The sequence below is a fragment of the Streptomyces sp. NPDC058691 genome (assembly GCF_042714775.1).
GTDB lineage: Bacteria > Actinomycetota > Actinomycetes > Streptomycetales > Streptomycetaceae > Actinacidiphila.
Window position 1 is genome coordinate 1 of sequence record NZ_JBHXSO010000084.1, and the last position, 22,872, is coordinate 22,872.

Annotated in this window: 20 protein-coding genes, 1 rRNA gene and 1 riboswitch; of the genes, 16 read left to right on the plus strand and 5 right to left on the minus strand. The window is 70.5% G+C overall.

All coding sequences use genetic code 11. From position 1 onward, the window contains the following. From rrf to ACFWVC_RS35650, 11 genes are all read left to right on the plus strand, one after another. Positions 1–91 (plus strand): 5S ribosomal RNA (gene rrf, locus ACFWVC_RS35600); the annotation flags it as partial. Positions 92–213: 122 nt separating this feature from the next. Then, entirely contained in the window at positions 214–822 is a 609-nt protein-coding gene (locus tag ACFWVC_RS35605; protein WP_384297262.1) for a CDP-alcohol phosphatidyltransferase family protein, read from the plus strand. Between the two features lie 134 nt (positions 823–956). Next, positions 957–3,452, plus strand: a complete 2,496-nt coding sequence (locus tag ACFWVC_RS35610) for a sugar phosphate nucleotidyltransferase (protein WP_384297264.1) — start codon at positions 957–959, stop codon at positions 3,450–3,452. Between the two features lie 94 nt (positions 3,453–3,546). Then, a complete protein-coding gene (locus tag ACFWVC_RS35615) occupies positions 3,547–4,485 on the plus strand; it encodes a DUF881 domain-containing protein (protein ID WP_384297266.1) in 939 nt (312 codons plus the stop codon). Continuing rightward, the gene (locus ACFWVC_RS35620) at positions 4,482–4,814 is read left to right on the plus strand and encodes a small basic family protein (RefSeq protein ID WP_360912686.1); all 333 of its coding nucleotides are present in this window, start codon (positions 4,482–4,484) and stop codon (positions 4,812–4,814) included. The genes ACFWVC_RS35615 and ACFWVC_RS35620 overlap by 4 nt, the downstream gene beginning before the upstream one ends. 7 nt (positions 4,815–4,821) lie before the next feature. After that, on the plus strand, positions 4,822–5,880 hold the full coding sequence (locus ACFWVC_RS35625) for a DUF881 domain-containing protein (protein WP_384297312.1): 1,059 nt from the start codon (positions 4,822–4,824) through the stop codon (positions 5,878–5,880). Positions 5,881–5,992: 112 nt separating this feature from the next. Next, positions 5,993–6,814: an FHA domain-containing protein gene (locus ACFWVC_RS35630; protein WP_384297315.1), complete on the plus strand. Its 822-nt coding sequence runs from the start codon at positions 5,993–5,995 to the stop codon at positions 6,812–6,814. Between the two features lie 18 nt (positions 6,815–6,832). After that, positions 6,833–7,573, plus strand: a complete 741-nt coding sequence (locus ACFWVC_RS35635) for a MerR family transcriptional regulator (protein ID WP_384297270.1) — start codon at positions 6,833–6,835, stop codon at positions 7,571–7,573. An 89-nt stretch (positions 7,574–7,662) separates the two neighbouring features. After that, positions 7,663–8,136, plus strand: coding sequence for a bifunctional nuclease family protein (locus ACFWVC_RS35640; protein WP_360912680.1), 474 nt, complete (start codon positions 7,663–7,665; stop codon positions 8,134–8,136). Between the two features lie 144 nt (positions 8,137–8,280). Next, complete coding sequence (locus ACFWVC_RS35645) at positions 8,281–8,952, plus strand: MerR family transcriptional regulator (RefSeq protein ID WP_384297277.1); 672 nt, start codon at positions 8,281–8,283, stop codon at positions 8,950–8,952. A gap of 92 nt (positions 8,953–9,044) precedes the next feature. Continuing rightward, complete coding sequence (locus ACFWVC_RS35650) at positions 9,045–10,406, plus strand: DNA polymerase IV (RefSeq protein ID WP_384297280.1); 1,362 nt, start codon at positions 9,045–9,047, stop codon at positions 10,404–10,406. Between the two features lie 36 nt (positions 10,407–10,442). Here ACFWVC_RS35650 and ACFWVC_RS35655 read toward each other — a convergent pair whose 3' ends face one another. Continuing rightward, entirely contained in the window at positions 10,443–10,826 is a 384-nt protein-coding gene (locus ACFWVC_RS35655) for a PRC-barrel domain-containing protein (RefSeq protein ID WP_384297284.1), read from the minus strand. 101 nt (positions 10,827–10,927) lie between these two features. Then, a riboswitch (glycine riboswitch) is annotated at positions 10,928–11,032 on the plus strand. Positions 11,033–11,182: 150 nt separating this feature from the next. Between ACFWVC_RS35655 and gcvP the strand changes: the two genes are divergently transcribed. Beyond that, positions 11,183–14,077, plus strand: coding sequence for an aminomethyl-transferring glycine dehydrogenase (gene gcvP / locus ACFWVC_RS35660; protein ID WP_384297286.1), 2,895 nt, complete (start codon positions 11,183–11,185; stop codon positions 14,075–14,077). A 97-nt stretch (positions 14,078–14,174) separates the two neighbouring features. Here gcvP and ACFWVC_RS35665 read toward each other — a convergent pair whose 3' ends face one another. Both ACFWVC_RS35665 and ACFWVC_RS35670 read right to left on the minus strand, forming a co-directional pair. Continuing rightward, positions 14,175–14,381: a DUF5999 family protein gene (locus tag ACFWVC_RS35665; RefSeq protein WP_384297288.1), complete on the minus strand. Its 207-nt coding sequence runs from the start codon at positions 14,379–14,381 to the stop codon at positions 14,175–14,177. 250 nt (positions 14,382–14,631) lie between these two features. After that, on the minus strand, positions 14,632–15,261 hold the full coding sequence (locus ACFWVC_RS35670; protein WP_384297290.1) for a hypothetical protein: 630 nt from the start codon (positions 15,259–15,261) through the stop codon (positions 14,632–14,634). 546 nt (positions 15,262–15,807) lie between these two features. On the opposite strand from ACFWVC_RS35670, the gene ACFWVC_RS35675 reads away from it, so the two are divergent. Both ACFWVC_RS35675 and ACFWVC_RS35680 read left to right on the plus strand, forming a co-directional pair. Then, the gene (locus tag ACFWVC_RS35675; RefSeq protein WP_384297292.1) at positions 15,808–17,304 is read left to right on the plus strand and encodes a glutamate--cysteine ligase; all 1,497 of its coding nucleotides are present in this window, start codon (positions 15,808–15,810) and stop codon (positions 17,302–17,304) included. 42 nt (positions 17,305–17,346) lie between these two features. Next, entirely contained in the window at positions 17,347–18,174 is an 828-nt protein-coding gene (locus tag ACFWVC_RS35680; RefSeq protein ID WP_384297294.1) for a CPBP family intramembrane glutamic endopeptidase, read from the plus strand. Positions 18,175–18,186: 12 nt separating this feature from the next. Here ACFWVC_RS35680 and ACFWVC_RS35685 read toward each other — a convergent pair whose 3' ends face one another. Next, positions 18,187–19,017 carry a PhzF family phenazine biosynthesis protein gene (locus ACFWVC_RS35685; protein WP_384297299.1) on the minus strand — a complete coding sequence of 277 codons (831 nt, stop codon included), beginning with the start codon at positions 19,015–19,017 and terminating at the stop codon, positions 18,187–18,189. A gap of 307 nt (positions 19,018–19,324) precedes the next feature. Here ACFWVC_RS35685 and ACFWVC_RS35690 point away from each other — a divergent pair, with 307 nt between their 5' ends. Then, the gene (locus tag ACFWVC_RS35690) at positions 19,325–19,480 is read left to right on the plus strand and encodes a DUF6131 family protein (protein WP_384297302.1); all 156 of its coding nucleotides are present in this window, start codon (positions 19,325–19,327) and stop codon (positions 19,478–19,480) included. A 134-nt stretch (positions 19,481–19,614) separates the two neighbouring features. Here ACFWVC_RS35690 and ACFWVC_RS35695 read toward each other — a convergent pair whose 3' ends face one another. Further along, positions 19,615–20,025, minus strand: coding sequence for a Fur family transcriptional regulator (locus ACFWVC_RS35695; RefSeq protein WP_384297305.1), 411 nt, complete (start codon positions 20,023–20,025; stop codon positions 19,615–19,617). A 492-nt stretch (positions 20,026–20,517) separates the two neighbouring features. Between ACFWVC_RS35695 and katG the strand changes: the two genes are divergently transcribed. Then, a complete protein-coding gene (katG, locus tag ACFWVC_RS35700; RefSeq protein ID WP_384297308.1) occupies positions 20,518–22,749 on the plus strand; it encodes a catalase/peroxidase HPI in 2,232 nt (743 codons plus the stop codon). Positions 22,750–22,872: the final 123 nt, after the last annotated feature.

The window sequence follows — 22,872 nt, forward strand, 5'->3', positions numbered from 1 at the left end:
GCCCGGTTACATTTCGAACCCGGAAGCTAAGCCTTTCAGCGCCGATGGTACTGCAGGGGGGACCCTGTGGGAGAGTAGGACGCCGCCGAACAATTCTTCAGCCTGTCCCCGGAGATCGATCACGATCCCCGGGGACAGGCTTTTTTATGCCCTGGGGTAGGGTCGGGTGGAATCATTCGGCGCGTACGTACAAGCAAGTAGGAGGGGCCCCCGGTGGAGGTCCAGGAGACACGGGTGCAGACGGATCGGGTCTTGACGATCCCCAACATCCTGAGCATGGCACGGCTGCTCGGCGTGCCGGTCTTCCTGTGGCTGATCCTGTGGCCGGAGTTCGGCGGCCCGAAGGCCGACGGCTGGGCCCTCCTGATCCTGGCGCTGAGCGGCATCAGCGACTACCTCGACGGCAAGCTCGCGCGCCGCTGGAACCAGATCAGCAACCTCGGCAGGGTGCTGGACCCGGCCGCGGACCGGCTGTACATCGTGTCGACGCTTGTCGGCCTGACGTGGCGCGGCATCCTCCCCTGGTGGCTGACCGCCATCCTGGTGGCCCGGGACGTCGTCCTCGGTGTGATGATCCTGCTCATGAGGCGGCGCGGCTGGGGCCCGCCGCAGGTCAACTTCATGGGCAAGGCCGCGACCTTCAACCTCATGTACGCCTTCCCGCTGTTGCTGCTCAGCGACGGTGACGGGTGGCTGAACACGCTCGCTGCTATTTTCGGATGGGCGTTCGCAGGATGGGGTACAACCCTCTACTGGTGGGCAGGAATCTTGTACGTGGTCCAGGTCCGCCGACTCGTGAGGGCGGACGCCACGGCCGATTGAGCCCGCGATCCCCGGCAGGACTGGCCTCCCGCCGGGTGCCCGGCGTGTGACCAGGTGGTCCGCAGGACCTCGGAGGTCCAGAGAGCGGGTGACGTCGGCAAGCCACTCGTCTGTTCAAGGAGGACGCTTCCGACATGAAGGCCGTCGTGATGGCCGGCGGCGAGGGCACACGCCTTCGCCCGATGACCTCGAGCATGCCCAAGCCGCTGCTGCCGGTCGTGAATCAGCCGATCATGCAGCATGTGCTCAAGCTGCTCAAGCGGCATGGTCTCACCGAGACCGTGGTGACCGTGCAGTTCCTCGCCTCGCTCGTCAAGAACTACTTCGGCGACGGCGAAGAGCTCGGCATGGAGCTCACCTACGCGAACGAGGAGAAGCCACTCGGCACCGCCGGCAGCGTCAAGAACGCCGAGGACGCGCTCAAGGACGATTCGTTCCTCGTGATCTCCGGTGACGCACTGACCGACTTCGACCTCACCGAGCTCATCAATTTCCACAAGGAAAAGGGTGCGCTGGTCACGGTCTGCTTGACGCGGGTGCCCAATCCCCTGGAATTCGGCATCACCATCGTCGACGAGGAGGGCAAGGTCGAGCGCTTCCTCGAGAAGCCGACCTGGGGCCAGGTCTTCTCGGACACGGTGAACACCGGCATCTACGTCATGGAGCCCGAGGTCTTCGACTACGTCGAGGCCGATGTCTCCGTCGACTGGTCCGGTGATGTCTTCCCGCAGTTGATGAAGGAGGGAAAGCCGGTCTACGGCTACATCGCCGAGGGCTATTGGGAGGACGTCGGCACGCACGAGAGCTACATCAAGGCTCAGGCCGATGTGCTCGAGGGCAAGGTCGACGTCGACATCGAGGGCTTCGAGATCTCGCCGGGTGTCTGGGTCGCCGAGGGCGCCGAGGTCCACCCGGACGCGGTGCTGCGCGGCCCGCTGTTCATCGGCGACTACGCGAAGGTCGAGGCGGGCGCCGAGATCCGGGAGCACTCCGTCGTCGGCTCGAATGTCGTCGTCAAGTCCGGCTCCTTCCTGCACAAGGCCGTTGTGCACGACAACGTGTACATCGGACCCCAGACGAATCTGCGCGGCTGTGTCATCGGCAAGAACACCGATGTCATGCGGGCGGCGCGAATCGACGACGGCGCGGTCATCGGCGACGAGTGCCTGATCGGCGAGGAGTCGATCATCGCGGGCAACGTCCGGGTCTACCCCTTCAAGACGATCGAGGCCGGCGCCTTCGTCAACACCTCGGTCATCTGGGAGTCGCGCGGGCAGGCCAATCTCTTCGGCGCGCGCGGTGTCTCCGGAATCCTGAACGTCGAGATCACGCCCGAGCTGGCCGTGCGGCTGGCGGGCGCGTACGCGACGACGCTCAAGAAGGGCTCGACCGTCACCACGGCCCGTGACCACTCCCGTGGCGCGCGTGCGCTGAAGCGAGCGGTGATCTCGGCGTTGCAGGCCAGCGCCATCGACGTGCGGGACCTGGAGAACGTGCCGATGCCCGTGGCGCGCCAGCAGACCGCGCGCGGAAGCGCCGGCGGCATCATGATCCGTACCAGTCCGGGCATCCCGGACTCGGTGGACATCATGTTCTTCGACGAGCGGGGTGCGGACCTGTCGGCCGCGGGACAGCGGAAGCTGGACCGGGTCTTCGCGCGCCAGGAGTACCGCCGTGCGTTCCCGGGCGAGATCGGCGACCTGAACTTCCCTTCCAGCGTCTTCGACTCCTACACCGGCGCGCTGCTGCGGGCCGTGGACACCTCGGGGATCGCCGATGCGGGCCTGAAGGTGGTCGTGGACGCCGCGAACGGAAGCGCGGGCCTCGTTCTGCCGAGCCTGCTCGGCAGGCTCGGGGTGGACTCCCTGACCATCAATCCCGGCCTCAATGAGGCTCGGCCCACCGAGACCTCCGACGGCCGCCGGGCGGGCCTGGTGCGGCTCGGGGAGATCGTGGCCTCCTCGCGTGCGGCGTTCGGCGTGCGGTTCGACCCGGTCGGCGAGCGGCTGTCCCTGGTGGACGAGCGCGGCAAGATCATCGAGGACGACCGCGCGCTGCTGGTGATGCTCGACCTGGTCGCCGCGGAGCGCCGCAGCGGCCGCGTGGCACTGCCGGTGACCACGACGCGTATCGCCGAGCAGGTGGCGGCCTACCACGGTACGCAGGTGGAGTGGACGACGACGTCGCCCGACGACCTGACCCGGGTCTGCCGTCAGGAGTCGACGATGTTCGGTGGCGACGGCAAGGGCGGCTTCATCGTGCCCGAGTTCAGCAGCGTCTTCGACGCCTCCGCCGCGTTCGTCCGGCTGATCGGCCTGGTGGCCCGTACCCAGCTCACCCTGAGCCAGATCGACGCCCGCATCCCGCGCGCCCATGTGCTCAAGCGGGACCTCGCGACGCCGTGGGCGGTCAAGGGCCTGGTCATGCGTCGCGTCGTGGAGGAGGCGGGCGACCGCTCCGTCGACACCACGGACGGGGTGCGCGTGGTCGAGTCCGACGGGCGCTGGGTGATGGTGCTGCCCGACCCGTCCGAGGCGGTCACCCATCTGTGGGCGGAGGGTCCGGACGACGCGTCCGCGCAGGCCCTGCTCGACGAGTGGTCCGCGATCGTGGACAGCGCCGGCCGCTGATCACACTCCGCGTACGGCCCACGGGCCCTTCCCGGCGCGCACAACGGCGCGCCGGGAGGGGCCCGTTCGAGGTCGGAGGCGGCGACGTGCGACGATGTGCGGCATGCCGCAGCAGCACCCCGATCGGAGCAGCCCCCCTGACAGGGCGGTGAACCGGCGCCCCGACGCCTCCATGTCGCTGCTGACCAACGTCATGGAGCACAGCCTCGACGACGGATACGCCGAGGCCGCGGCCCGCAGGGGCGACACCGGCACCTCCCGGCTGCCCGGGTCGCTCCGGGGCAAGCTGGTGCTCGCGTTCGGGCTGGTGCTCGCCGCCGTCGTGGTGACGGTGGGAGCCGCCCAGACCCAGGTCGCAGCGCCGACCCTGGCCAAGGAGCGGCAGAAGCTCATCGACCGCATCCAGTCGGAGACGACCGCCGCGGACGAACTGCAGAGCCGCGTCGACACCCTGCGTGACGACGTGGCGGCCAGGCAGCGCGAGGCGCTCAAGGAACAGGGCGGCGGCGCGGAGCAGGTGGCGCTGCTGGCCGGTGCGACGCCGGTGACCGGGCCGGGCATCAAGGTGGAGATCGACGACGCCAAGGAGGCGTCCTCGGGGGGCGGCGGCAATCCGCGGACCACCAGTGGCTTCTCGGACACCGGGCGGGTCCGCGACCGGGACATGCAGCGGGTCGTCAACGGCCTGTGGGCGTCGGGAGCGGAGGCGATCTCGGTCAACGGGCAGCGCCTCACCGCCCTGTCGGCGATCCGCGCCGCGGGAGACGCCATACTGGTCGACAACAGGCCCCTGGTGCCGCCCTACACGATTTCGGCGATCGGGAACCCGCAGCACCTCAGCACGTCTTTCCAGGACAGTGCGGACGGACAGTATCTGCACGTTCTGCACGAGAACTACGGGATTCGCGTGAGCATCTCCCAGGAGGAGAAGCTGAGTCTGCCGGCGGCGCCGAGTCTGATCATCCGCTATGCGACGCCGGTCGCCTCGGCCGGTTCGCCGGACGCAAACGGAACTGGGAAGGGTACGAATTGATCGCCGTACTGGGCCTGATCGTTGGAGTGGTGGTGGGCCTCGTGGTCCGTCCCGTGGTACCGACGCTGGTCGAGCCCTACCTGCCCATCGCCGTGGTGGCCGCGCTCGACGCCGTCTTCGGCGGCCTGCGCGCCATGCTCGACGGGATCTTCGACGACAAGGTCTTCGTGGTCTCCTTCCTGTCCAACGTCGTGGTGGCGGCCCTGATCGTGTTCCTCGGTGACAAGCTGGGGGTCGGGGCGCAGCTCTCCACGGGTGTGGTGGTCGTCCTCGGTATCCGCATCTTCTCCAACGCGGCGGCCATCCGCCGCCATGTCTTCCGGGCGTGACAGCACGATGACGGACGAGCACGGCCAGTACGACGAGAACGGCCGGGAACCGCAGGAGCCGGTGCCCGGACGGGAGTCCGGCGTGCCCGAGGGCGCGCCCGACGGCACGCCGGAGCAGCCGTCCCGGCCCGCGTCGCGGGAGCTGCCGCCGGCCGCCGCGCCGGGTTCCGGCCCGGGGGAGCGCGAAGCGGCGCCTCGTGCCCCGGAGTCGGGGCCGTCGGCCGCTCCCGCGAGCGAGCCCCCGCACGCGTCGGTGCCGCTGCCCGGACCCGAGCCGCGCGAGTCGCAGGAGCAGGCACCCCCGGCCCCGGCAGCGTCCGGGCCCGCGCCGTCCACCGCCGTGTCGACCGGCCGTCAGCGGCTCAAGGCCGGCCTGTGGCCGCCGCGGGCCAGCCGGGCGCAGCTCATCGTCGCGCTGCTGCTCTTCGTGCTCGGACTGGGCCTGGCGATCCAGGTCAGTTCGACCAGCGACACCAGCGCGCTGCGCGGTGCCCGTCAGGAGGACCTGGTGCGGATCCTCGACGAGCTCGACAACCGCACGCAGCGGCTCGAGGACGAGAAGCAGCGCCTCGAGGACCAGCGCCGGGAGCTGGAGAACAGTTCCAACCAGGCCGAGGAGGCCCGGAAGCAGACCGAGCAGAAGGCCGCCCAACTCGGCGTGCTGGCGGGCACGGTCGCGGCGCAGGGCCCGGGCATCACGCTGACGATCACCGACTCCAAGGGCGGGGTCGAGCCGGACATGCTGCTGGACACGTTGCAGGAACTCCGCGCCGCCGGGGCCGAGGCGATCCAGATCAACGACCTCCGGGTGGTCGCCGACACGTACTTCACCCAGGGTGCCGACGGCGCCGTGGAGATCGACGGCCACAAGGTCGCCCAGCCCTACCGCTTCAAGGTCATCGGTAATCCACAGGATCTCGAACCGGCCCTGAACATCCCGGGAGGCGTGGTACAGACTTTGGAGAAGGAGCAGGCCACGGTCGATGTGACGCGTTCGCAGAAGATCGTCGTCGATGCCTTGCGGCCGCCGGAGCAGCCTGACTACGCTCAGTCGTCATCCCGGTGAGGCCGGTACGAGTGGGGGTGCACCGGGGAGGGCAGGAGAATGCGGGGGGTCGCCGCACCGTTGGGGTGGTGCGTGAGGGAAACTGTGTGTTGGTCGTTACTGAGGGTTCGTCCTGCCCCACGGGCGGGTCTGTGTCGTTCAAGGGGAATCGCCCGTGAAGTTGTTCGGTAAGTGGTTCGGCAAGAGTGCGCGTCCGGCCGGTGACAGTCCTACGGCACGTCACCGTGCGCCACGGCACGCGCAAGATGAGGCCATGGGGGAGGAGCGCCCGCTGTTCCGGGAGCAGGGTGCTGCTCCGGGTGGCGACATTTCGGGCGGTCATGGTGCGGTTTCTGTTGACCCTGCCGCATCGGGGCGCATAGGTTTCGAGCAACCATCAGCCTCTAGCACGGGTGGAGGGTCCTTGCCGGTCTGTACGCGGTGCGGTTTCCAGAACGCGGAAGCGAGCCGCTTCTGCTCCAACTGTGGTGCGCCGCTGCGTGCCGCGGTGCCGTCGGAACGTGCCTCCGAGACCACGTCCACGATCTCGATCTCCGGCCTGGAGGCCTACGAGGCCGAGGTCACAGGTCAGACCGTGCTTCCCGCGCTGTCCCCGGAGGCCCAGGCGGCGGTCGACGCGCTGCCCCCGGGCTCGGCGCTGCTGGTCGTGCGCCGCGGCCCCAACTCGGGCAGTCGCTTCCTGCTGGACGGTGAGCTGACGACGGCCGGGCGCCACCCGGAAGGCGACATCTTCCTGGACGACGTCACGGTCTCCCGCCGTCACGTCGAGTTCCGGCGGGGCCAGGACGGAAGCTTCACGGTCTCCGACGTCGGCAGCCTCAACGGCACCTACGTCAACCGGGAGCGCATCGACTCGGTGACCCTGGCCAGTGGTGACGAGGTCCAGATCGGCAAGTACCGCTTGGTCTTCTACGCAAGCCAGTGGGGCGCCTGACCCCGCGAGGGAAGGTTCATGCTTCGTACACCGTCGGGCGGTGCCGGCAACGGCACCGCCACCGCGGAGGACAGACCGCTGAGCATCGGAGCGGTGCTCAACGAATTGCGTGAGGAGTTTCCCGAGGTCACCATCTCCAAGATCCGCTTCCTCGAGGCGGAGGGGCTGGTGGAACCGCATCGCACCCCGTCCGGGTACCGGAAGTTCTCGGTCAGGGACGTCGAGCGGCTGGGTCACGTGCTGCGGATGCAGCGGGACCACTATCTTCCGCTCAAAGTGATCCGCGAGCACCTGGACGCCCTGGACCGGGGCGAGCCGCTGCCGCTGCCCGCGCCCGCGGAGCCGCGCGAACTGCTGGAGGCCGGTGCCATCGAGCCGGATTCGGGCCTGGGCCTGCGGATCGGCCGGGACGAACTGATGGCCGCCACGGGCGCCGACGACGCCGAACTGGCGCAGTGGGAGGCGTACGGGCTGGTGGAGGCCGGCTCGGACGGCGACTATGACGCCGAAACGGTGAACATCGCCAAGCTCGTGGCCGATCTGGGACGGTTCGGGCTGGAACCGCGCCACCTACGCGCTGTGAAGGCCGCCGCCGACCGCGAGGCGGGCCTGGTGGAGCAGGTCGTCGCCCCGCTGCGCCTGCACCGCAATCCGCAGACCAGGACGCACGCCGAGGCCACCGCCAGGGAGCTGGCGGCGCTGTCGGTGCGCCTGCACGCGGCGCTGGTCCAGTCGGCCCTCAGGATCAGGCTCTTTTGACGCTGAGTGACCGGGACTCGGCCCGGCCGGTGACCGGCCGGGCCCGTCCCGACTACCCAAACCTGCCGAGCACGTCCTAGGGTTGCTGTGTGAACGAGCTCGACGTCGTGGGTGTCCGGGTCGAAATGCCCTCCAACCAGCCGATTGTGCTCCTGCGGGAAGTGGGAGGCGACCGCTACCTGCCCATCTGGATCGGGCCGGGGGAGGCCACCGCCATCGCTTTCGCGCAGCAGGGCATGACGCCCGCGCGGCCGCTGACCCATGATCTTTTCAAGGACGTGCTCGAGGCCGTCGGCCAGAGGCTGACCGAGGTCCGGATCACCGACCTGCGCGAGGGCGTGTTCTACGCCGAGCTGGTGTTCGCCAGCGGCGTGGAGGTGAGCGCCCGTCCCTCCGATGCCATAGCGCTCGCACTGCGGACCGGAACCCCGATCTACGGGAGCGACGGTGTGCTGGACGACGCCGGCATCGCCATCCCCGACGAGCAGGAGGACGAGGTCGAGAAGTTCCGGGAATTCCTCGATCAGATCTCGCCCGAGGACTTCGGAACCAGCAGCCAGTGAGATCCGGCGCCGACCATTCGACGAGCCTTACCCCCTGAACGGATACGGCAAACCACTCCAGGGGTTGATATCACTCGGCGTGCCGAGCGTGGCGATCGTTGACGCACCCGGAGTGACTGCCTACCGTCGAGATGGAAAGTCCCGATGGCACGTGCGCGTGCCCTCAGGGGTGCGAAGGGACGGGAGGTCGGCGTGAGAAGCACCGGCGACGGTATGGCCGCTGGCGGCCCGTATCCGATGCGCGCGGCCCTGGCCCGCAACGCGGCCGTGGCCTCCGGCGGGGGCGCGGGGGAGGTCTCCGGCCAGGAGCCGGAGGGGCCGGGCGAGAGCGTCGGCTACCGAGGGCCCACCGCCTGCGCGGCGACCGGCATCACCTACCGCCAGCTCGACTACTGGGCGCGCACGGGGCTCGTGGAGCCCAGCATCCGGCCGGCCTACGGCTCGGGTACCCAGCGGCTGTACAGCTTCAAGGACGTGGTCGTCCTCAAGATCGTCAAGCGGCTGCTCGACACCGGGGTGGCCCTGCAGAACATCCGCACCGCGGTGCAGCACCTGCGCTCCACCAGTCCTGCCGAGCTGGCACGGATGACCCTGATGAGCGACGGCGCCACCGTCTACGAGTGCACCTCGCCCGACGAGGTCGTCGACCTCCTCCAGGGCGGCCAGGGCATCTTCGGGATCGCTGTGGGCGTCGTGTGGCGCGACGTGGAGAGCGGCCTGTCGCAGCTGCACGGCGAGCGCGTCGACACCGGCGAGACCCTGGTCGGCCACAACCCCGGTGACGAACTCGCCCGGCGCCGCAATCGCGCGGTCTGACCCGGGCGGCCGCCCGGCGGCGCCGTCGTCCCACCCGTCCGCGCCGTACAGGCGTACGGCGGGTGTCGGTGCCGTAGGGCACCATCGGTGACGTGAGAAGCGCGCCGACCATCCTCCACCTGGACATGGACGCGTTCTTCGCCGCCGTCGAGCAGGCCGCGAAGCCGAGTCTGCGGGGGAAGCCGGTCATCGTCGGGGGGCTGGGCCCGCGGGGTGTGGTGGCGACCGCCTCGTACGAGGCCCGTGTGCACGGGGTCCACTCGGCGATGGCGATGGCCCACGCCCGCCGGCTCTGCCCCAACGCCGCCTACCTCGTGCCGCGCTTCGGGGTGTACCGGCAGGTCAGCGATGTCGTCATGGACATACTGGCCCGGCTGTCGCCCCTGGTGGAGCCACTGAGCCTGGACGAGGCGTTCGTGGACCTGGAGGCGGGTGGCATCGGGGACGAGCCGCGGCGAGTGGGGGAGCGGCTGCGGGCCGACATCAGGGCGGCCACGGGGCTCACCGGCTCGGTCGGGCTCGCCGGGTCCAAGCTGCTCGCCAAGATCGCCTCGGAGCAGGCCAAGCCGGACGGCCTGGTCGTCATCGAGCCCGGTACCGAGCGCGATCTGCTGGCGCCCATGCAGGTGCGCACCCTGCCGGGGGTGGGACCCGCCACGGCCGAGCACCTGCGAAGGGGCGGCATCACCACGGTCGGGGAGGTCGTGGAGGCGGGCGAGGCCGAGCTCGTACGGCTGCTGGGCAGGGCGCACGGCGCGCATGTACACGGCATGGCCCTGGGGGTGGACGAGCGGCCCGTGGTCCCGGACCGCGAGCACAAGTCGATCTCCGTCGAGGACACGTTCGACGTCGACCTCACCGACCGCGTCCGGATCCGGCTGGAGGTGGACCGGCTCGCCGACCGCTGTGTGCGGCGGCTGCGCGCGGCGGGGCGCTCCGGCCGCACGGTCGTGCTGAAGGTGCGCCGGTACGACTTCACGACGCTCACCCGCTCCGAGACGCTGCGCGCCCCGACCGACGACCTCACCGTCGTCCGGGAGACGGCGGAGCGGCTGCTGGAGGCCGTGGACCTCACCGGCGGCGTACGGCTGCTCGGCGTCGGCGTGGCGGGGCTCGCGGATTTCACGCAGGAGGACCTGTTCGCCCAGGCGGCCGAGCGCGAGGAGGCGCACCCCGACGACGAGGGCGCCGCCGAGGCGGGCGAGGGCGTAGCGGAGAGCGCCGGCGCCGCGGGGACGCCGGCCGTCACGGAACGGCGCTGGACGCCCGGCCAGGACGTCCGGCACTCCGAGTACGGCGCCGGCTGGGTCCAGGGCAGCGGGGTCGGCCGGGTCACCGTGCGCTTCGAGGAACCGAAGTCGGTGCTGCCGGGACGGGTGCGGACCTTCGCGGTGACCGACCCCGATCTCGAGCCCTCGGAGCCGCTGCCGCTGGTGTCATCCGGGGACGGATGAGGAGGACGGGTGACGGGGATGGCGCAGGCGGAACGGTCAGCTGTCGCCGGCGAGCTTGCCGAAGTCGCGGTCGGGCGGCGGCTCGTCCCCCGGTCCAGGGAAGGCTCCCGGGCCGCTCATCCCGTAGTGGTGGTAGAGCTGCAGTTCCTGCTCAGGGGAGAGGTGACGGCCCACCCCGAAGTCCGGGGCGTCCTTGATCAGTGCCTTGTCGAACGGGACGCGCAGCCCGTCCTCGCCGAACTCGCTGGGCTCCAGGGGAACGAAGGCGTCACGACTGAACAGGCCGGTGCGCACCGCGGCCCACTCGGGCTCCCCGGTGGCGTCGTCGAGGTACACCTCGTCGACGGTTCCGATCTTCATTCCGTTGCGGTCGAAGGCCCTGCGCCCGATCAGGCTCCGCGGATCGATACCGGTCTGCACGGTCCCTCCAACTGGTCGCGATTACTCCTATTTAGGCACGAAAGGTGTCCGCTGTCACATGACCGTTCAACCAACCCCGCTGGTAGGCTGACAGCGGCTGGCGACCCCATGCGGGAGAGTCCTGGCGGTGCGACGCACCGGCCGCCGGGCGCCGAAGGAGCAAACCCTCCCCGGAATCTCTCAGGCATCCGTACCGCATGGGTGAGGTCACTCTGGAAAGCAGGAAGGGCAGTCCGTCCGTGGCGGCCCGTTCCTCACCGACGGTGAAAGCCGTTCCGCGCGCGGGACGGTGAAACTCTCAGGTGCAGATGACAGAGGGGGAGGCCGTGTCGCGCCAGACCAGGAGGCCTCCGCAGATGACCGCCCACCGCATCCCTCTCACCGAGCTGGAGCGCGGCATCCCGTTCGAGCAGCGCCATATCGGACCCGACGCCGCCGCGCAGGCCAAGATGCTCGCGCAGGTCGGCTACGGTTCGCTGGACGAGCTCACCGCCGCAGCCGTACCGGACACCATCAAGAGCGCCGGGGCCCTGGGCCTGCCGGCCGCCCGCACGGAGCCCGAGGTGCTGTCCGAGCTGCGCGCGCTCGCGGACCGCAACCAGGTGCTGCGGCCCATGATCGGCCTGGGATACCACGGCACCTTCACCCCGCCGGTCATCCTGCGCAACGTCATGGAGAACCCCGCCTGGTACACGGCGTACACCCCGTACCAGCCGGAGATCTCCCAGGGCCGCCTGGAGGCGCTGCTCAACTTCCAGACGGTCGTCGCGGACCTGACCGGTCTGCCCACCTCCGGCGCCTCGCTGCTTGACGAGGGCACCGCGGCCGCCGAGGCGATGGCGCTGGCCCGCCGGGTCGGCAAGGTGAAGCAGGGCGTCTTCCTGATCGACGCCGAGACCTTCCCGCAGACCGTCGCCGTGATCGAGACCCGCGCCGAGCCCACCGGTGTCGAGGTGGTCGTCGCCGACCTGACCGACGGCATCCCCGCGGAGATCGCCGAGCGCGGTGTCTTCGGCGTGCTGCTGCAGTACCCGGGCGCCTCCGGTGCCGTGCGCGACCTGAAGCCCGTCATCGACCAGGCCCACGAGCTGGGGGCGATCGTCACCGTCGCCGCCGACCTGCTCGCCCTGACGCTGCTCACCTCCCCGGGCGAGCTCGGCGCCGACATCGCGGTCGGCACCACCCAGCGCTTCGGCGTGCCGATGGGCTTCGGCGGCCCGCACGCCGGCTACATGGCCGTCCGCGAGGCCCACGCCCGCAGCCTGCCCGGCCGTCTGGTCGGAGTCTCCGTCGACGCCGACGGGAACAAGGCCTACCGCCTGGCGCTGCAGACCCGTGAGCAGCACATCCGCCGCGAGAAGGCCACCAGCAACATCTGCACCGCCCAGGTGCTGCTCGCCGTCATGGCGGGCATGTACGCGGTCTACCACGGCCCGAGCGGACTGGCGCAGATCGCCCGCCGTACCCACCGCTACGCCGCCGTCCTCGCCTCCGGCCTGCGGGCCGGCGGCGTCGAGGTGACCACAGGCGCCTTCTTCGACACCGTCACCGCCCGCGTGCCGGGACGGGCCGCCGAGGTCGTGGCCGCGGCCCGCGAGGCCGGTGTCAACCTGCGCCAGGTCGACGGCGACCTGGTCGGCATCGCCTGTGACGAGACCACGGGCCGCGCCGACCTGGCCGCCGTCTGGGGCGCCTTCGGCGTCACCGGCGACCATGCCGACATCGAGCGCCTGGACGCCGTCACCGAGGACGCGCTGCCCGCCGGGCTGCTGCGCGACGAGGACTACCTGACCCACCCGGTCTTCCACCAGCACCGCTCGGAGACCGCGATGCTGCGCTACCTGCGCCGCCTCGCCGACCGCGACTACGCGCTGGACCGCGGCATGATCCCGCTCGGCTCCTGCACCATGAAGCTGAACGCGACCACCGAGATGGAGCCGGTCACCTGGCCGGAGTTCGGCGCGCTGCACCCCTTCGCCCCCGCCGAGCAGGCGGAGGGCTACCTCACGCTCATCCGTGAGCTGGAGGAGCGCCTCGCCGAGGTCACCGGCTACGACAAGGTCAGCCTGCAGCCCAACGCAGGCTCGCAGGGCGAACTGGCCGGTCTGCTCGCCGTCCGCGCGTACCACCGCGCCAACGGCAACCCCCAGCGCACCGTCTGCCTCATCCCCTCCTCGGCGCACGGCACCAACGCCGCGAGTGCCGTGATGGCCGGCATGAAGGTCGTTGTCGTCAAGACCGCCGGTGACGGCGAGGTCGACGTCGAGGACCTGCGGGCCAAGATCGAGCAGCACCGCGACGAACTCGCCGTGCTCATGGTCACCTACCCGTCCACGCACGGTGTCTTCGAGGAGCACATCGGCGACATCTGCGCGACCGTCCACGACGCGGGCGGTCAGGTCTACGTCGACGGCGCCAACCTCAACGCCCTGGTGGGCCTGGCCAAGCCCGGTCACTTCGGCGGCGACGTGTCGCACCTGAACCTGCACAAGACCTTCTGCATCCCGCACGGCGGCGGCGGCCCCGGCGTGGGCCCGGTCGCGGTGCGCGCTCACCTCGCGCCGTACCTTCCGAACCACCCGCTGCAGCCCGCGGCCGGTCCGGAGACCGGCGTCGGCCCGATCTCCGCCGCTCCGTGGGGCTCGGCCGGCATCCTGCCGATCTCCTGGGCGTACGTGCGCCTGATGGGCGGCGAGGGCCTGAAGCGCGCAACGCAGGTCGCGGTGCTCGGTGCCAACTACATCGCCAAGCGCCTGGAGCCGCACTACCCGGTGCTCTACACCGGCCCCGGCGGGCTGGTCGCGCACGAGTGCATCATCGACCTGCGCGAGCTGACCAAGGAGACGGGCGTGACCGTCGACGACGTCGCCAAGCGCCTGATCGACTACGGCTTCCACGCGCCGACGATGTCGTTCCCGGTCGCCGGGACGCTGATGATCGAGCCGACGGAGAGCGAGAACCTCGCGGAGCTGGACCGCTTCTGCGACACGATGATCGCCATCCGCGCGGAGATCGAGCGGGTCGGCTCGGGGGCGTGGCCCAAGGACGACAACCCGCTGCGCAACGCCCCGCACACCGCGGCTGCGCTGGGCGGGGAGTGGGACCACTCCTACACGCGCGAAGAGGCGGTCTTCCCGGCGGGCGTGACGGCCGCGGACAAGTACTGGCCGCCGGTGCGCCGCATCGACGGGGCCTTCGGCGACCGCAACCTGGTCTGCTCCTGCCCGCCGCTGGACGCGTACGACGCGTAATCCCGGCTGAGGCCCGGAAGACGGGCCGGAGATTCACCAAGGGTCGGCCCCGCTGTTCGTCAGCGGGGTCGGCCCCTTTTCGCGCCGGACTCGCGGGTCATGCGGCGGTGACGACGTGCTCGCTGCCGAGCGGGCGGTGCGGGGCGATGATCTGTCCGTCGGGGAGCAGTTCACCGGTGTCCTCGAAGAGCAGGACGCCGTTGCACAGCAGACTCCAGCCCTGCTCGGGGTGGCTGGCGACGATGTGCGCGGCCTCCCGGTCGGAGTTGGCGGCGGACGGGCAATGCGGCTGGTGCGGGCACATGGACGATGTCTTTCGCTGCGAGTGGTGTGACGTACGGCTTGATTGGGTAGGAACCTCAGTCATGGCCGTCCCCCGTTCAGTCGGTCGGTCCCAGTGTTGCTCTACTGACGGATTTCCGCAGGGATTTCGCGCGAGCAGCCCTCGATAGTTGGTGACGCTTTCACTCTGGCGGGCGGTTGCCCGGACAATGCAACGCCTCCGTGACCGGTCGGTCACGGAGGCGTTCGAGCGCCGCCCCAGAAGGCAACCGTCAAGCGGTGGTGCCGAGCAGGGGCGGGGGCGCCAGTCGCAGGGTGAGCATGGGCATCAGGTCGGAGAACCGGTGCAAACGGTGCGCCGCGATGCCGGGCGGGGCCGGCGCGAGGGGGATCAGCAGGTCCGTGGCGGCCGGTTGAGCCGTTCCGGCATCGGCGCCGATGTCACCGTGCAGCCACAGGGTCAGCATGTACAGCCCCGGCACCGAGAGCAGATGCGGCTGGTAGGGCGTGACCAAGGCGTCGGCCTGGAGCAGCGCGCGCTCCGTGGAGGCAAGGTACGGCCCTTCGCGGAAGTGCGAGAACGCCCATCCGTCCGGCGTGTGGATGGTCTCCCCGGCGGCGACCACCCGTCCCCGGCCCTCCGCCGACGGGATCCCCGCCTCGCTCCGCTCCCCGGAGTGGATGTGGAAGCGCCAGCCGGTCAGCCGCGCCCTCGGCAGCCCGTCGGGTCCGGCGATCACGGGGTCGAGCACGTGCAACGGCAGCGGGTGCTCGGCGACGAGCGGCCCCGCCGCGGAACGCAGAGAGGGTGTGCGGGCCTCGCGGACGGCGGTGGGCGAGCTGAGTGCGGCGAGAACGCTTCGCAGAGCGGGTGCGGGGGCTGGAGCTACCTGCAGCGGCATGGTGGGCGGCCTCTCATGGGGAGACGCGGGGGTGCTCAATGGGGTGCGGACAGCGCTGTCAGCGATGAAACAGCAGGCCAGGGCAGGCCGAACACAAGGGGCGCCGGGGGGTGGCGGCGTTCGGAATCAGCGTGGGCATGCGGATCCCTTTCCCGTGGCCGGAGCGTCGCGGGCGCGCGGCGGATCGCGGAGGCTCTGCCTGTGAACAGAGGATATACGAGGTGTGTTCGCGCAGTGTTTCGTCTAGCCGTCAGCGATATTAACCGCAAGGCCGATCCAGGTCACCCTGAACGGCCGAATGGTCCGCATTAGGACTGTCTCCCGGTCCGGTGGGCTGGGCATTTCCCGTCGTCACGGATGGCTGAATCTCGCCGACGTTTTTCACGAGGGGCCCGCGGATGGCACGTGAATTATGTTCCATGCCATCGGAATGTGCCGGAAGACGGTGCTCCCGCCAGCTTACCGGGTCGTGTGCGTCACAGGGGGCGTTATCGATCTCAACCCTGGGCATGATGTGATCACGGCCCACGCGAGGAGGAACCTTCGATGGGGGAAAAGGTCGCAGCCACGGGGTTCGACCTCTCCGACCGCCAGCGCTACCGCAGGAAGCTCAAGCAGTGCCTGCTGGGGCTGGAGCGGCTTCTGGAGGAGAAGCGGTTCGACCGTCCCCGAAATCTCATGGGGCTGGAGATCGAACTCAATCTCACGGACCGCGACGGCCTGCCGCGCATGATGAACGAGGAGGTGCTGGAGCGCATCGCGAGCCATGATTTCCAGACCGAGCTCGCGCAGTTCAACATCGAAGTGAACATCGCTCCGCACCGGCTTTCCGGGCGTGTGCTGGACCGCCTCGCCGAAGAGTTGCGCATGGCACTGGGATATGCCGACAGAAAAGCCCGGGAGGTCGGCGCCCAGATCGTGATGGTGGGAATCCTGCCCACCCTCGGAGCGCAGGACCTGGTGGGCGCCAACCTTTCCCGGGCCGACCGCTACACCCTGCTCAACGACCGCATCCTTGCCGCCCGGGGCGAGGACATCACGCTCGACATCGCCGGCGTGGAACGTCTGACGAGCACCTCCGGCTCCATCGCGCCCGAAGCCGCGTGCACCTCGATGCAGATGCATCTGCAGGTGACCCCGGCCCGCTTCGCCGCCGTCTGGAACGCCGCGCAGGTGGTCGCCGGGCCGCAGGTCGCGCTCGGCGCCAACTCGCCCTTCCTGTTCGGCCGGGAGCTGTGGCGGGAGACCCGCCCGACGCTCTTCCAGCAGGCGACGGACACCCGTCCCGAGGAGCACCGGGCCCAGGGGGTGCGGCCCTTGACCTGGTTCGGCGAGCGCTGGATCGACTCCGCCTACGACCTGTTCGCCGAGAACGTGCGCTACTTCCCCTCGCTGCTGCCGATCTGCGAGGACGAGGACCCGCTGCACGTCCTGGACGAGGGCGGGGTGCCGCAGCTGAAGGAACTCACCCTGCACAACGGCACGATCTACCGCTGGAACCGCCCGGTCTACGCGGTCGTCGACGGCGTCCCGCATCTGCGGGTCGAGAACCGTGTGATGCCGGCCGGTCCCACCGTCGCCGACGTCGTGGCCAACACGGCCTTCTACTACGGCCTGGTGCGGGCTCTGGCGGAGGCCCCGCGCCCGGTCTGGACGCGTCTGCCGTTCGCCGCGGCGGCGTCCAACTTCGACGAGGCCTGCCGCCACGGCATCGAGGCCGTGCTGCGCTGGCCCAGGTCTTCGCGCGGCAGCGGGACGATCGAGGTGCCCGTCGTCGAGCTCGTGCTGGAGGAACTGCTGCCGATGGCCGCCGCCGGGCTGGACGGCTGGGGCATCGACCCGGTGGACCGGGACCGTTATCTCGGGATCATCGAGGGCCGCTGCCGCCGGCGTACCAACGGTGCCGAGTGGCAGGCCGCCGTCTTCCACCGGGAGCTGGACCGCGGACTGGACCGGCAGCGCGCGCTGGCCGCGATGACCGTGCGCTACTGCGAGCTGATGCAGGACGGGGCGCCCGTCCACGAGTGGCCTGTGGAGCCCTGAGCCGGGACCCGCTCACGCCGTCCGCCGGGCCGATGAGGCAGGATGGCGCGGGTGGATGCCTCTGTGGACGGCAGGACGATCGACGAGGGCGGCGCCGGGAACGGCGGCGCCGGCGGACTGGAGCGGCGCACGCTGCGCAGCGAGACCTTGCTGGTGCTCGCGCTGTCGCTCGGTGCCAGCGCGCTCTCGGCGCTCATCAGCTTCATCGGCTCCGTCACCAAACCCGGCGGGCTGAAGGACCAGGCCGCGACCCTGGTGGGCACGCAGGCTCCGGGGCGCCCGTGGCTTGACCTGTCGTGGCAGTTGTTCGGGATCGCCACCGCGCTGGTCCCGGTGGCGCTCGTCGCCCACCTGCTGGCGCGGGAGGGCACGGGCATGCCGGTGATCGGGTTCGACCTGCGGCGGCCGCGCTCCGATGTGCTGCGCGGGGCGGTGGTCGCCGCCGTCATCGGTGGCACGGGGCTGCTGTTCTACCTGGGGGCCCGGGCCTCCGGGGCCAATCTGACCGTCGTGCCGGAGTCCCTGCCGGACGTGTGGTGGAAGATCCCGGTCCTCATCGCCTCCGCGATCCAGAACGCCGTACTCGAAGAAGTGATCGTCGTCGGCTATCTGCTGCGCCGGCTCGGCCAGTTGGGCTGGACGCCGATGGGGGCGCTGGTCGCGAGCAGCGTGCTGCGCGGCTCGTACCACCTGTACCAGGGCATCGGCGGACTGCTCGGCAACATGGCGATGGGCGTCGTCTTCGTGCTGCTCTACCGCCGTTGGGGGCGGGTGGGCCCGCTGGTGGCGGCCCACTCGCTCATCGACATCGTGGCCTTCGTCGGGTACGCGCTGCTGGCGGGCAAGGTCGGATGGCTGCCCACCGCGTGAGCGCGCGGAGGGTCAGGGGTGGGCGTGCAGTTCGCCCTCGACCACCGTCACCGCCCGGCCGGTGAGCAGGACGCGGTCCCCGCGCAGCGCCGTCCGCACCAGGCCGCCGCGAGCGGAGGCCTGGAACCCGGTCAGCTCGTCGCGGCCCAGCCGCGCCCCCCAGAACGGGGCGAGAGCGGTGTGCGCGCTGCCCGTCACCGGGTCCTCGGGAATGCCGAGGACGGGGAAGAAGCACCGCGAGACGAAGTCGTAGCCCTCCGCGGCGGGCGACTCGGCCGGCGCCGTGACGATCAGGCCCCGCCTCGACGGCAGTGCGGCCACCTTCGCCAGGTCGGGGGCGAGCGCTCGTACGGTCTTCTCGTCGGCCACCTCGACCAGCAGATCGCCCACGTCCTCACCGGTCCCGTGGGCCGACAGCACGTCGGCGCCGATCGCCGGGGCGACGCCGGGGGGCACCTCGATCGCTGTCAGCGGCGCGGTCGGGAAGTCCATCGTGATCGTGCCGTCCGCGCCCGTGCCGGTCGTCAGCACCCCGCACCGGGCGCTGAACCGCACGGTGCCGGTGGCTGCGCCACTGGCGTGCAGGGCGTGGGCCGTCGCCAGGGTGGCGTGCCCGCACATGTTCACCTCCGCCGCCGGGGTGAACCAGCGGAGCGCCCAGTCGGAGTCGGGGGCGTCGGGTGTGGGGTGCGCGAAGGCGGTCTCGGAGAGGTTGAGCTCCGCGGCGACGGACTGGAGCCACTCGTCCGCCGGGAAGGCGTCCGCGTGGGGCAGCAGCAGCACGCCGGCGGGATTGCCCGCGAAGGGGCGGTCGGTGAAGGCGTCGACGATTTGGATCCGCATGAGGATGAGCGTAGGCGGGGTGTGAAGCCGCACGACAGGGCCAATCCGGCGGCCGTGGCTCCGGCCGGAAAGTCCACAGATTGAGGCAGGGATGTTCCGCGCGAACCGGGGTAGCCGCCCGATAGGAACGGAATGTGGTGAATGAGGTGATTTAGATGACCGCACGGTCACGCAGCACTCCGGAACGGCGGGACAGACACCTCGGTGAGGCGCACGGACATCGGGCGAGTGCCCGCGGCGCACCGGAGCGGATGCCGCTCGCACCGTGCGGAACCGGGCGTCGTGCCATCGACCAACGGAGGGCATCATGATCGTACTTGGCGTCATCCTGCTGATCATCGGGTTCCTGGCGAGCATCTCGATCCTGTGGACCATCGGGATCATTCTCGTGGTCATCGGGCTCGTGCTCTGGGTGCTGGGCGCGATGGGGCATGCCATCGGTGGCCGTCGCCACTACTACTAGGCGACCCGGGAAGAGACGCGAACGGCGCGCCAGGAGCGCGCCGTTCGGCCTGGCCGCCGCTCAGGCCCTCCGGGCGGTCCGGCGAACTCGTCGGCCGGTCGGGGACTTGACGACCTCACGCCGGAGCGGCGCGACTAGGCGCAGGACGGGCAGAGTCCGCGGTAGGTGACCTCGACGTGGGAGACGGTGAAGCCGAACCGTTCCTCCGCGGGGAGGTCGGTCAGCGGGTCGCCGGCCGGGTGGACGTCGCGGACGGTGCCGCAGGCGGAGCACACCAGATGCTGGTGCGGGCGGTGCGCGTTGGGGTCGTAGCGCTTGGCGCGGCCGTCCGTCGCGACCTCTATGACCTCGCCGAGGGAGACCAGTTCACCCAGCGTGTTGTAGACGGTCGCCCGGGAGATCTCGGGCAGCCGCACGGCCGCGCGGGCGTGCACCTCGTCGGCCGTGAGGTGCACATGGTCGCCGTCGAGGACCTCCGCAACGACACGCCGCTGGGAAGTCATCCGCCAGCCGCGCCCTCGCAGTCGCTCCAGCAGGTCACTCATGTCGGTTCACCTATTCAGGTTCGGTGGGATACCCGAAATTTACCAGTGGACGTCCCGGTGCCGATGCGATCGGGGCTCGGGGGTTGGCACGCTTCTTGACTTGGATTGCGTCCATCGTAGGATCGGTTCCGGCAATAGCCAAGGGACAGGAAGCCCCCGGGTACGGCAGGAGACTAGGGACGTGACGGGATCACCGCCGGCGCTCTGCGCGGTGCCGGCCCGGCCGTGCCCGACGGCGATGGCCGTCCGCGTCGCGTCGTTCGGAACGCTCCGGGGCGGTGGCCTTTCCGGCACCGGGGCGGCCTTTGCCGTCCTGCCGAGCCGTGGCTGAGTCGTTCGCCGCGTTCACCGCGGCGCGTCCCGTGCGCCGCGCCGGACGCGCCCCGCTCCGCCGCCGGCCCCCATCGTGCCACCGGCGAGACCCCCTGCCCCCGCTGTCCTGCCGCCCGCAGTGCCTGAGCACCGTGATCCGCCTGGTCCGGAAGGATTCGCATGTCTGAGAACCATGACGCAATCGTCGTAGACGCCAAGACGGAGGGCGGGGGTGGCTGCCCGGTCGCCCACGGGCGCGCTCCGCACCCGACGCAGGGCGGCGGCAACCGCCAGTGGTGGCCGGAGCGGCTCAACCTGAAGATCCTCGCCAAGAACCCCGCCGTGGCCAACCCCCTCGGCGGCGACTTCGACTACGCCGCGGCGTTCGGGAGCCTGGACCTCCCCGCGGTGAAGCGCGACATCGCCGAGGTCCTGACGACCTCGCAGGACTGGTGGCCGGCGGACTTCGGCCACTACGGCCCGTTCATCATCCGCATGGCGTGGCACAGCGCGGGCACCTACCGCATCAGCGACGGCCGCGGCGGCGCCGGGGCCGGGCAGCAGCGCTTCGCGCCCCTCAACAGCTGGCCGGACAACGGCAACCTCGACAAGGCCCGCCGTCTGCTGTGGCCGGTGAAGAAGAAGTACGGCCAGAACCTCTCGTGGGCCGACCTCATGATCCTCGCGGGCAACGTCGCCCTGGAGTCGATGGGCTTCGAGACCTTCGGTTTCGCCGGTGGCCGCGCGGACGTCTGGGAGCCCGACGAGGACGTCTACTGGGGTCCCGAGACCACGTGGCTCGGCGACGAGCGCTACACCGGTGACCGGGAGCTGGAGAGCCCCCTCGGCGCCGTCCAGATGGGCCTCATCTACGTCAACCCCGAGGGCCCCAACGGCAACCCGGACCCGATCGCCGCGGCCCGCGACATCCGTGAGACGTTCCGCCGGATGGCCATGAACGACGAGGAGACGGTCGCCCTGATCGCGGGCGGTCACACCTTCGGCAAGACGCACGGCGCGGGCCCGGCGGAGAGCGTCGGCGCCGACCCGGAGGCCGCGCCGCTGGAGCAGCAGGGCTTCGGCTGGAAGAACAGCTTCGGCACCGGCAAGGGCGGTGACGCCATCACCAGTGGTCTGGAGGGCATCTGGACCAACACCCCGATCACGTGGGACAACAGCTTCTTCGAGATCCTCTTCGGTTACGAGTGGGAGCTGTTCCAGAGCCCCGCCGGCGCCAACCAGTGGCGGCCGAAGGACGGGGCGGGCGTCGGCACCGTCCCCGACGCCCACGACGCGTCGAAGACCCACGCCCCGACGATGCTGACGACGGACCTGTCGCTGCGCGTCGACCCGGCCTACGAGCAGATCTCGCGGCGCTTCCTGGAGAACCCCGCCGAGTTCGCGGACGCCTTCGCCCGCGCGTGGTTCAAGCTGACGCACCGCGACATGGGCCCGGTCGTCCGCTACCTCGGCCCCGAGGTCCCCAGCGAGACGCTGCTGTGGCAGGACCCGCTGCCCGCCGTGACCCACGGGCTCGTCGACGCCGGTGACATCGCCGGCCTCAAGGACCTGATCGTCGCCTCGGGCCTGTCGGTCTCCCAGCTCGTGTCGACCGCGTGGGCCTCGGCCTCGTCCTTCCGCGGCAGCGACAAGCGCGGCGGCGCCAACGGCGCGCGCATCCGCCTGCAGCCGCAGATCGGCTGGGAGGTCAACGAGCCGGACGAGCTGGCGACGGTGCTGCGCACCCTGGAGGGCGTGCAGCAGTCCTTCAACGCCGGCCGGACCGACGGCAAGGAGATCTCCTTCGCCGACCTGGTCGTCCTCGCGGGCGGCGTGGGCGTCGAGCAGGCCGCCAAGGAGGCGGGCTTCGCCGTCGAGGTCCCCTTCACGCCGGGCCGCGCGGACGCCACGCAGGAGCAGACCGACACGGAGTCCTTCGCCGCGCTGGAGCCGAAGGCCGACGGGTTCCGCAACTACCTCGGCAAGGGCAACCGGCTGCCGGCCGAGTACCTGCTGATCGACCGGGCCAACCTGCTGACCCTGAGCGCCCCCGAGCTGACCGTCCTCGTCGGCGGCCTGCGCGTCCTGGGCGCCAACTACCAGCAGTCGTCCCTCGGTGTCCTCACCACCACCCCCGGCTCGCTGACCAACGACTTCTTCGTCAACCTGCTCGACATGGGCACGGTGTGGAAGGCGACGTCGGAGGACGCGAACACCTTCGAGGGCCGCGACACCGCCACGGGCGAGGTCAAGTGGACCGGCACCCGCGCCGACCTGGTCTTCGGGTCGAACTCCGAACTGCGCGCGGTCGCGGAGGTCTACGCGAGCGACGACGCGAAGGAGAAGTTCGTCGGCGACTTCGTCGCGGCGTGGACCAAGGTCATGGACCTCGACCGGTTCGACCTCGTCTGACCGTCCGACCGTCTGACCGTCCGACCGTTCGGCGGGCTGACCGTCCGATCGCTTGGCGTCCCGGCGTCCGGGCCGGCACCACAGGCCCGCCCCGAGGGCGGCGGGGGTTGCGCGCGGGCCGCC

What these genes read in the sequence shown, in the direction of transcription:
- ACFWVC_RS35690 (WP_384297302.1), top strand. Translation starts at nt 19,325, where the DNA reads ATGATCGTACTTGGCGTCATCCTGCTGATCATCGGGTTCCTGGCGAGC.
- ACFWVC_RS35610 (WP_384297264.1), top strand. Translation starts at nt 957, where the DNA reads ATGAAGGCCGTCGTGATGGCCGGCGGCGAGGGCACACGCCTTCGCCCG.
- ACFWVC_RS35635 (WP_384297270.1), top strand. Translation starts at nt 6,833, where the DNA reads ATGCTTCGTACACCGTCGGGCGGTGCCGGCAACGGCACCGCCACCGCG.
- ACFWVC_RS35675 (WP_384297292.1), top strand. Translation starts at nt 15,808, where the DNA reads ATGGGGGAAAAGGTCGCAGCCACGGGGTTCGACCTCTCCGACCGCCAG.
- ACFWVC_RS35615 (WP_384297266.1), top strand. Translation starts at nt 3,547, where the DNA reads ATGTGCGGCATGCCGCAGCAGCACCCCGATCGGAGCAGCCCCCCTGAC.
- ACFWVC_RS35670 (WP_384297290.1), bottom strand. Translation starts at nt 15,261, where the DNA reads ATGCCGCTGCAGGTAGCTCCAGCCCCCGCACCCGCTCTGCGAAGCGTT.
- ACFWVC_RS35695 (WP_384297305.1), bottom strand. Translation starts at nt 20,025, where the DNA reads ATGAGTGACCTGCTGGAGCGACTGCGAGGGCGCGGCTGGCGGATGACT.
- katG (WP_384297308.1), top strand. Translation starts at nt 20,518, where the DNA reads ATGTCTGAGAACCATGACGCAATCGTCGTAGACGCCAAGACGGAGGGC.
- gcvP (WP_384297286.1), top strand. Translation starts at nt 11,183, where the DNA reads ATGACCGCCCACCGCATCCCTCTCACCGAGCTGGAGCGCGGCATCCCG.
- ACFWVC_RS35665 (WP_384297288.1), bottom strand. Translation starts at nt 14,381, where the DNA reads ATGTGCCCGCACCAGCCGCATTGCCCGTCCGCCGCCAACTCCGACCGG.
- ACFWVC_RS35645 (WP_384297277.1), top strand. Translation starts at nt 8,281, where the DNA reads ATGGCACGTGCGCGTGCCCTCAGGGGTGCGAAGGGACGGGAGGTCGGC.
- ACFWVC_RS35680 (WP_384297294.1), top strand. Translation starts at nt 17,347, where the DNA reads ATGGCGCGGGTGGATGCCTCTGTGGACGGCAGGACGATCGACGAGGGC.
- ACFWVC_RS35685 (WP_384297299.1), bottom strand. Translation starts at nt 19,017, where the DNA reads ATGCGGATCCAAATCGTCGACGCCTTCACCGACCGCCCCTTCGCGGGC.
- ACFWVC_RS35625 (WP_384297312.1), top strand. Translation starts at nt 4,822, where the DNA reads ATGACGGACGAGCACGGCCAGTACGACGAGAACGGCCGGGAACCGCAG.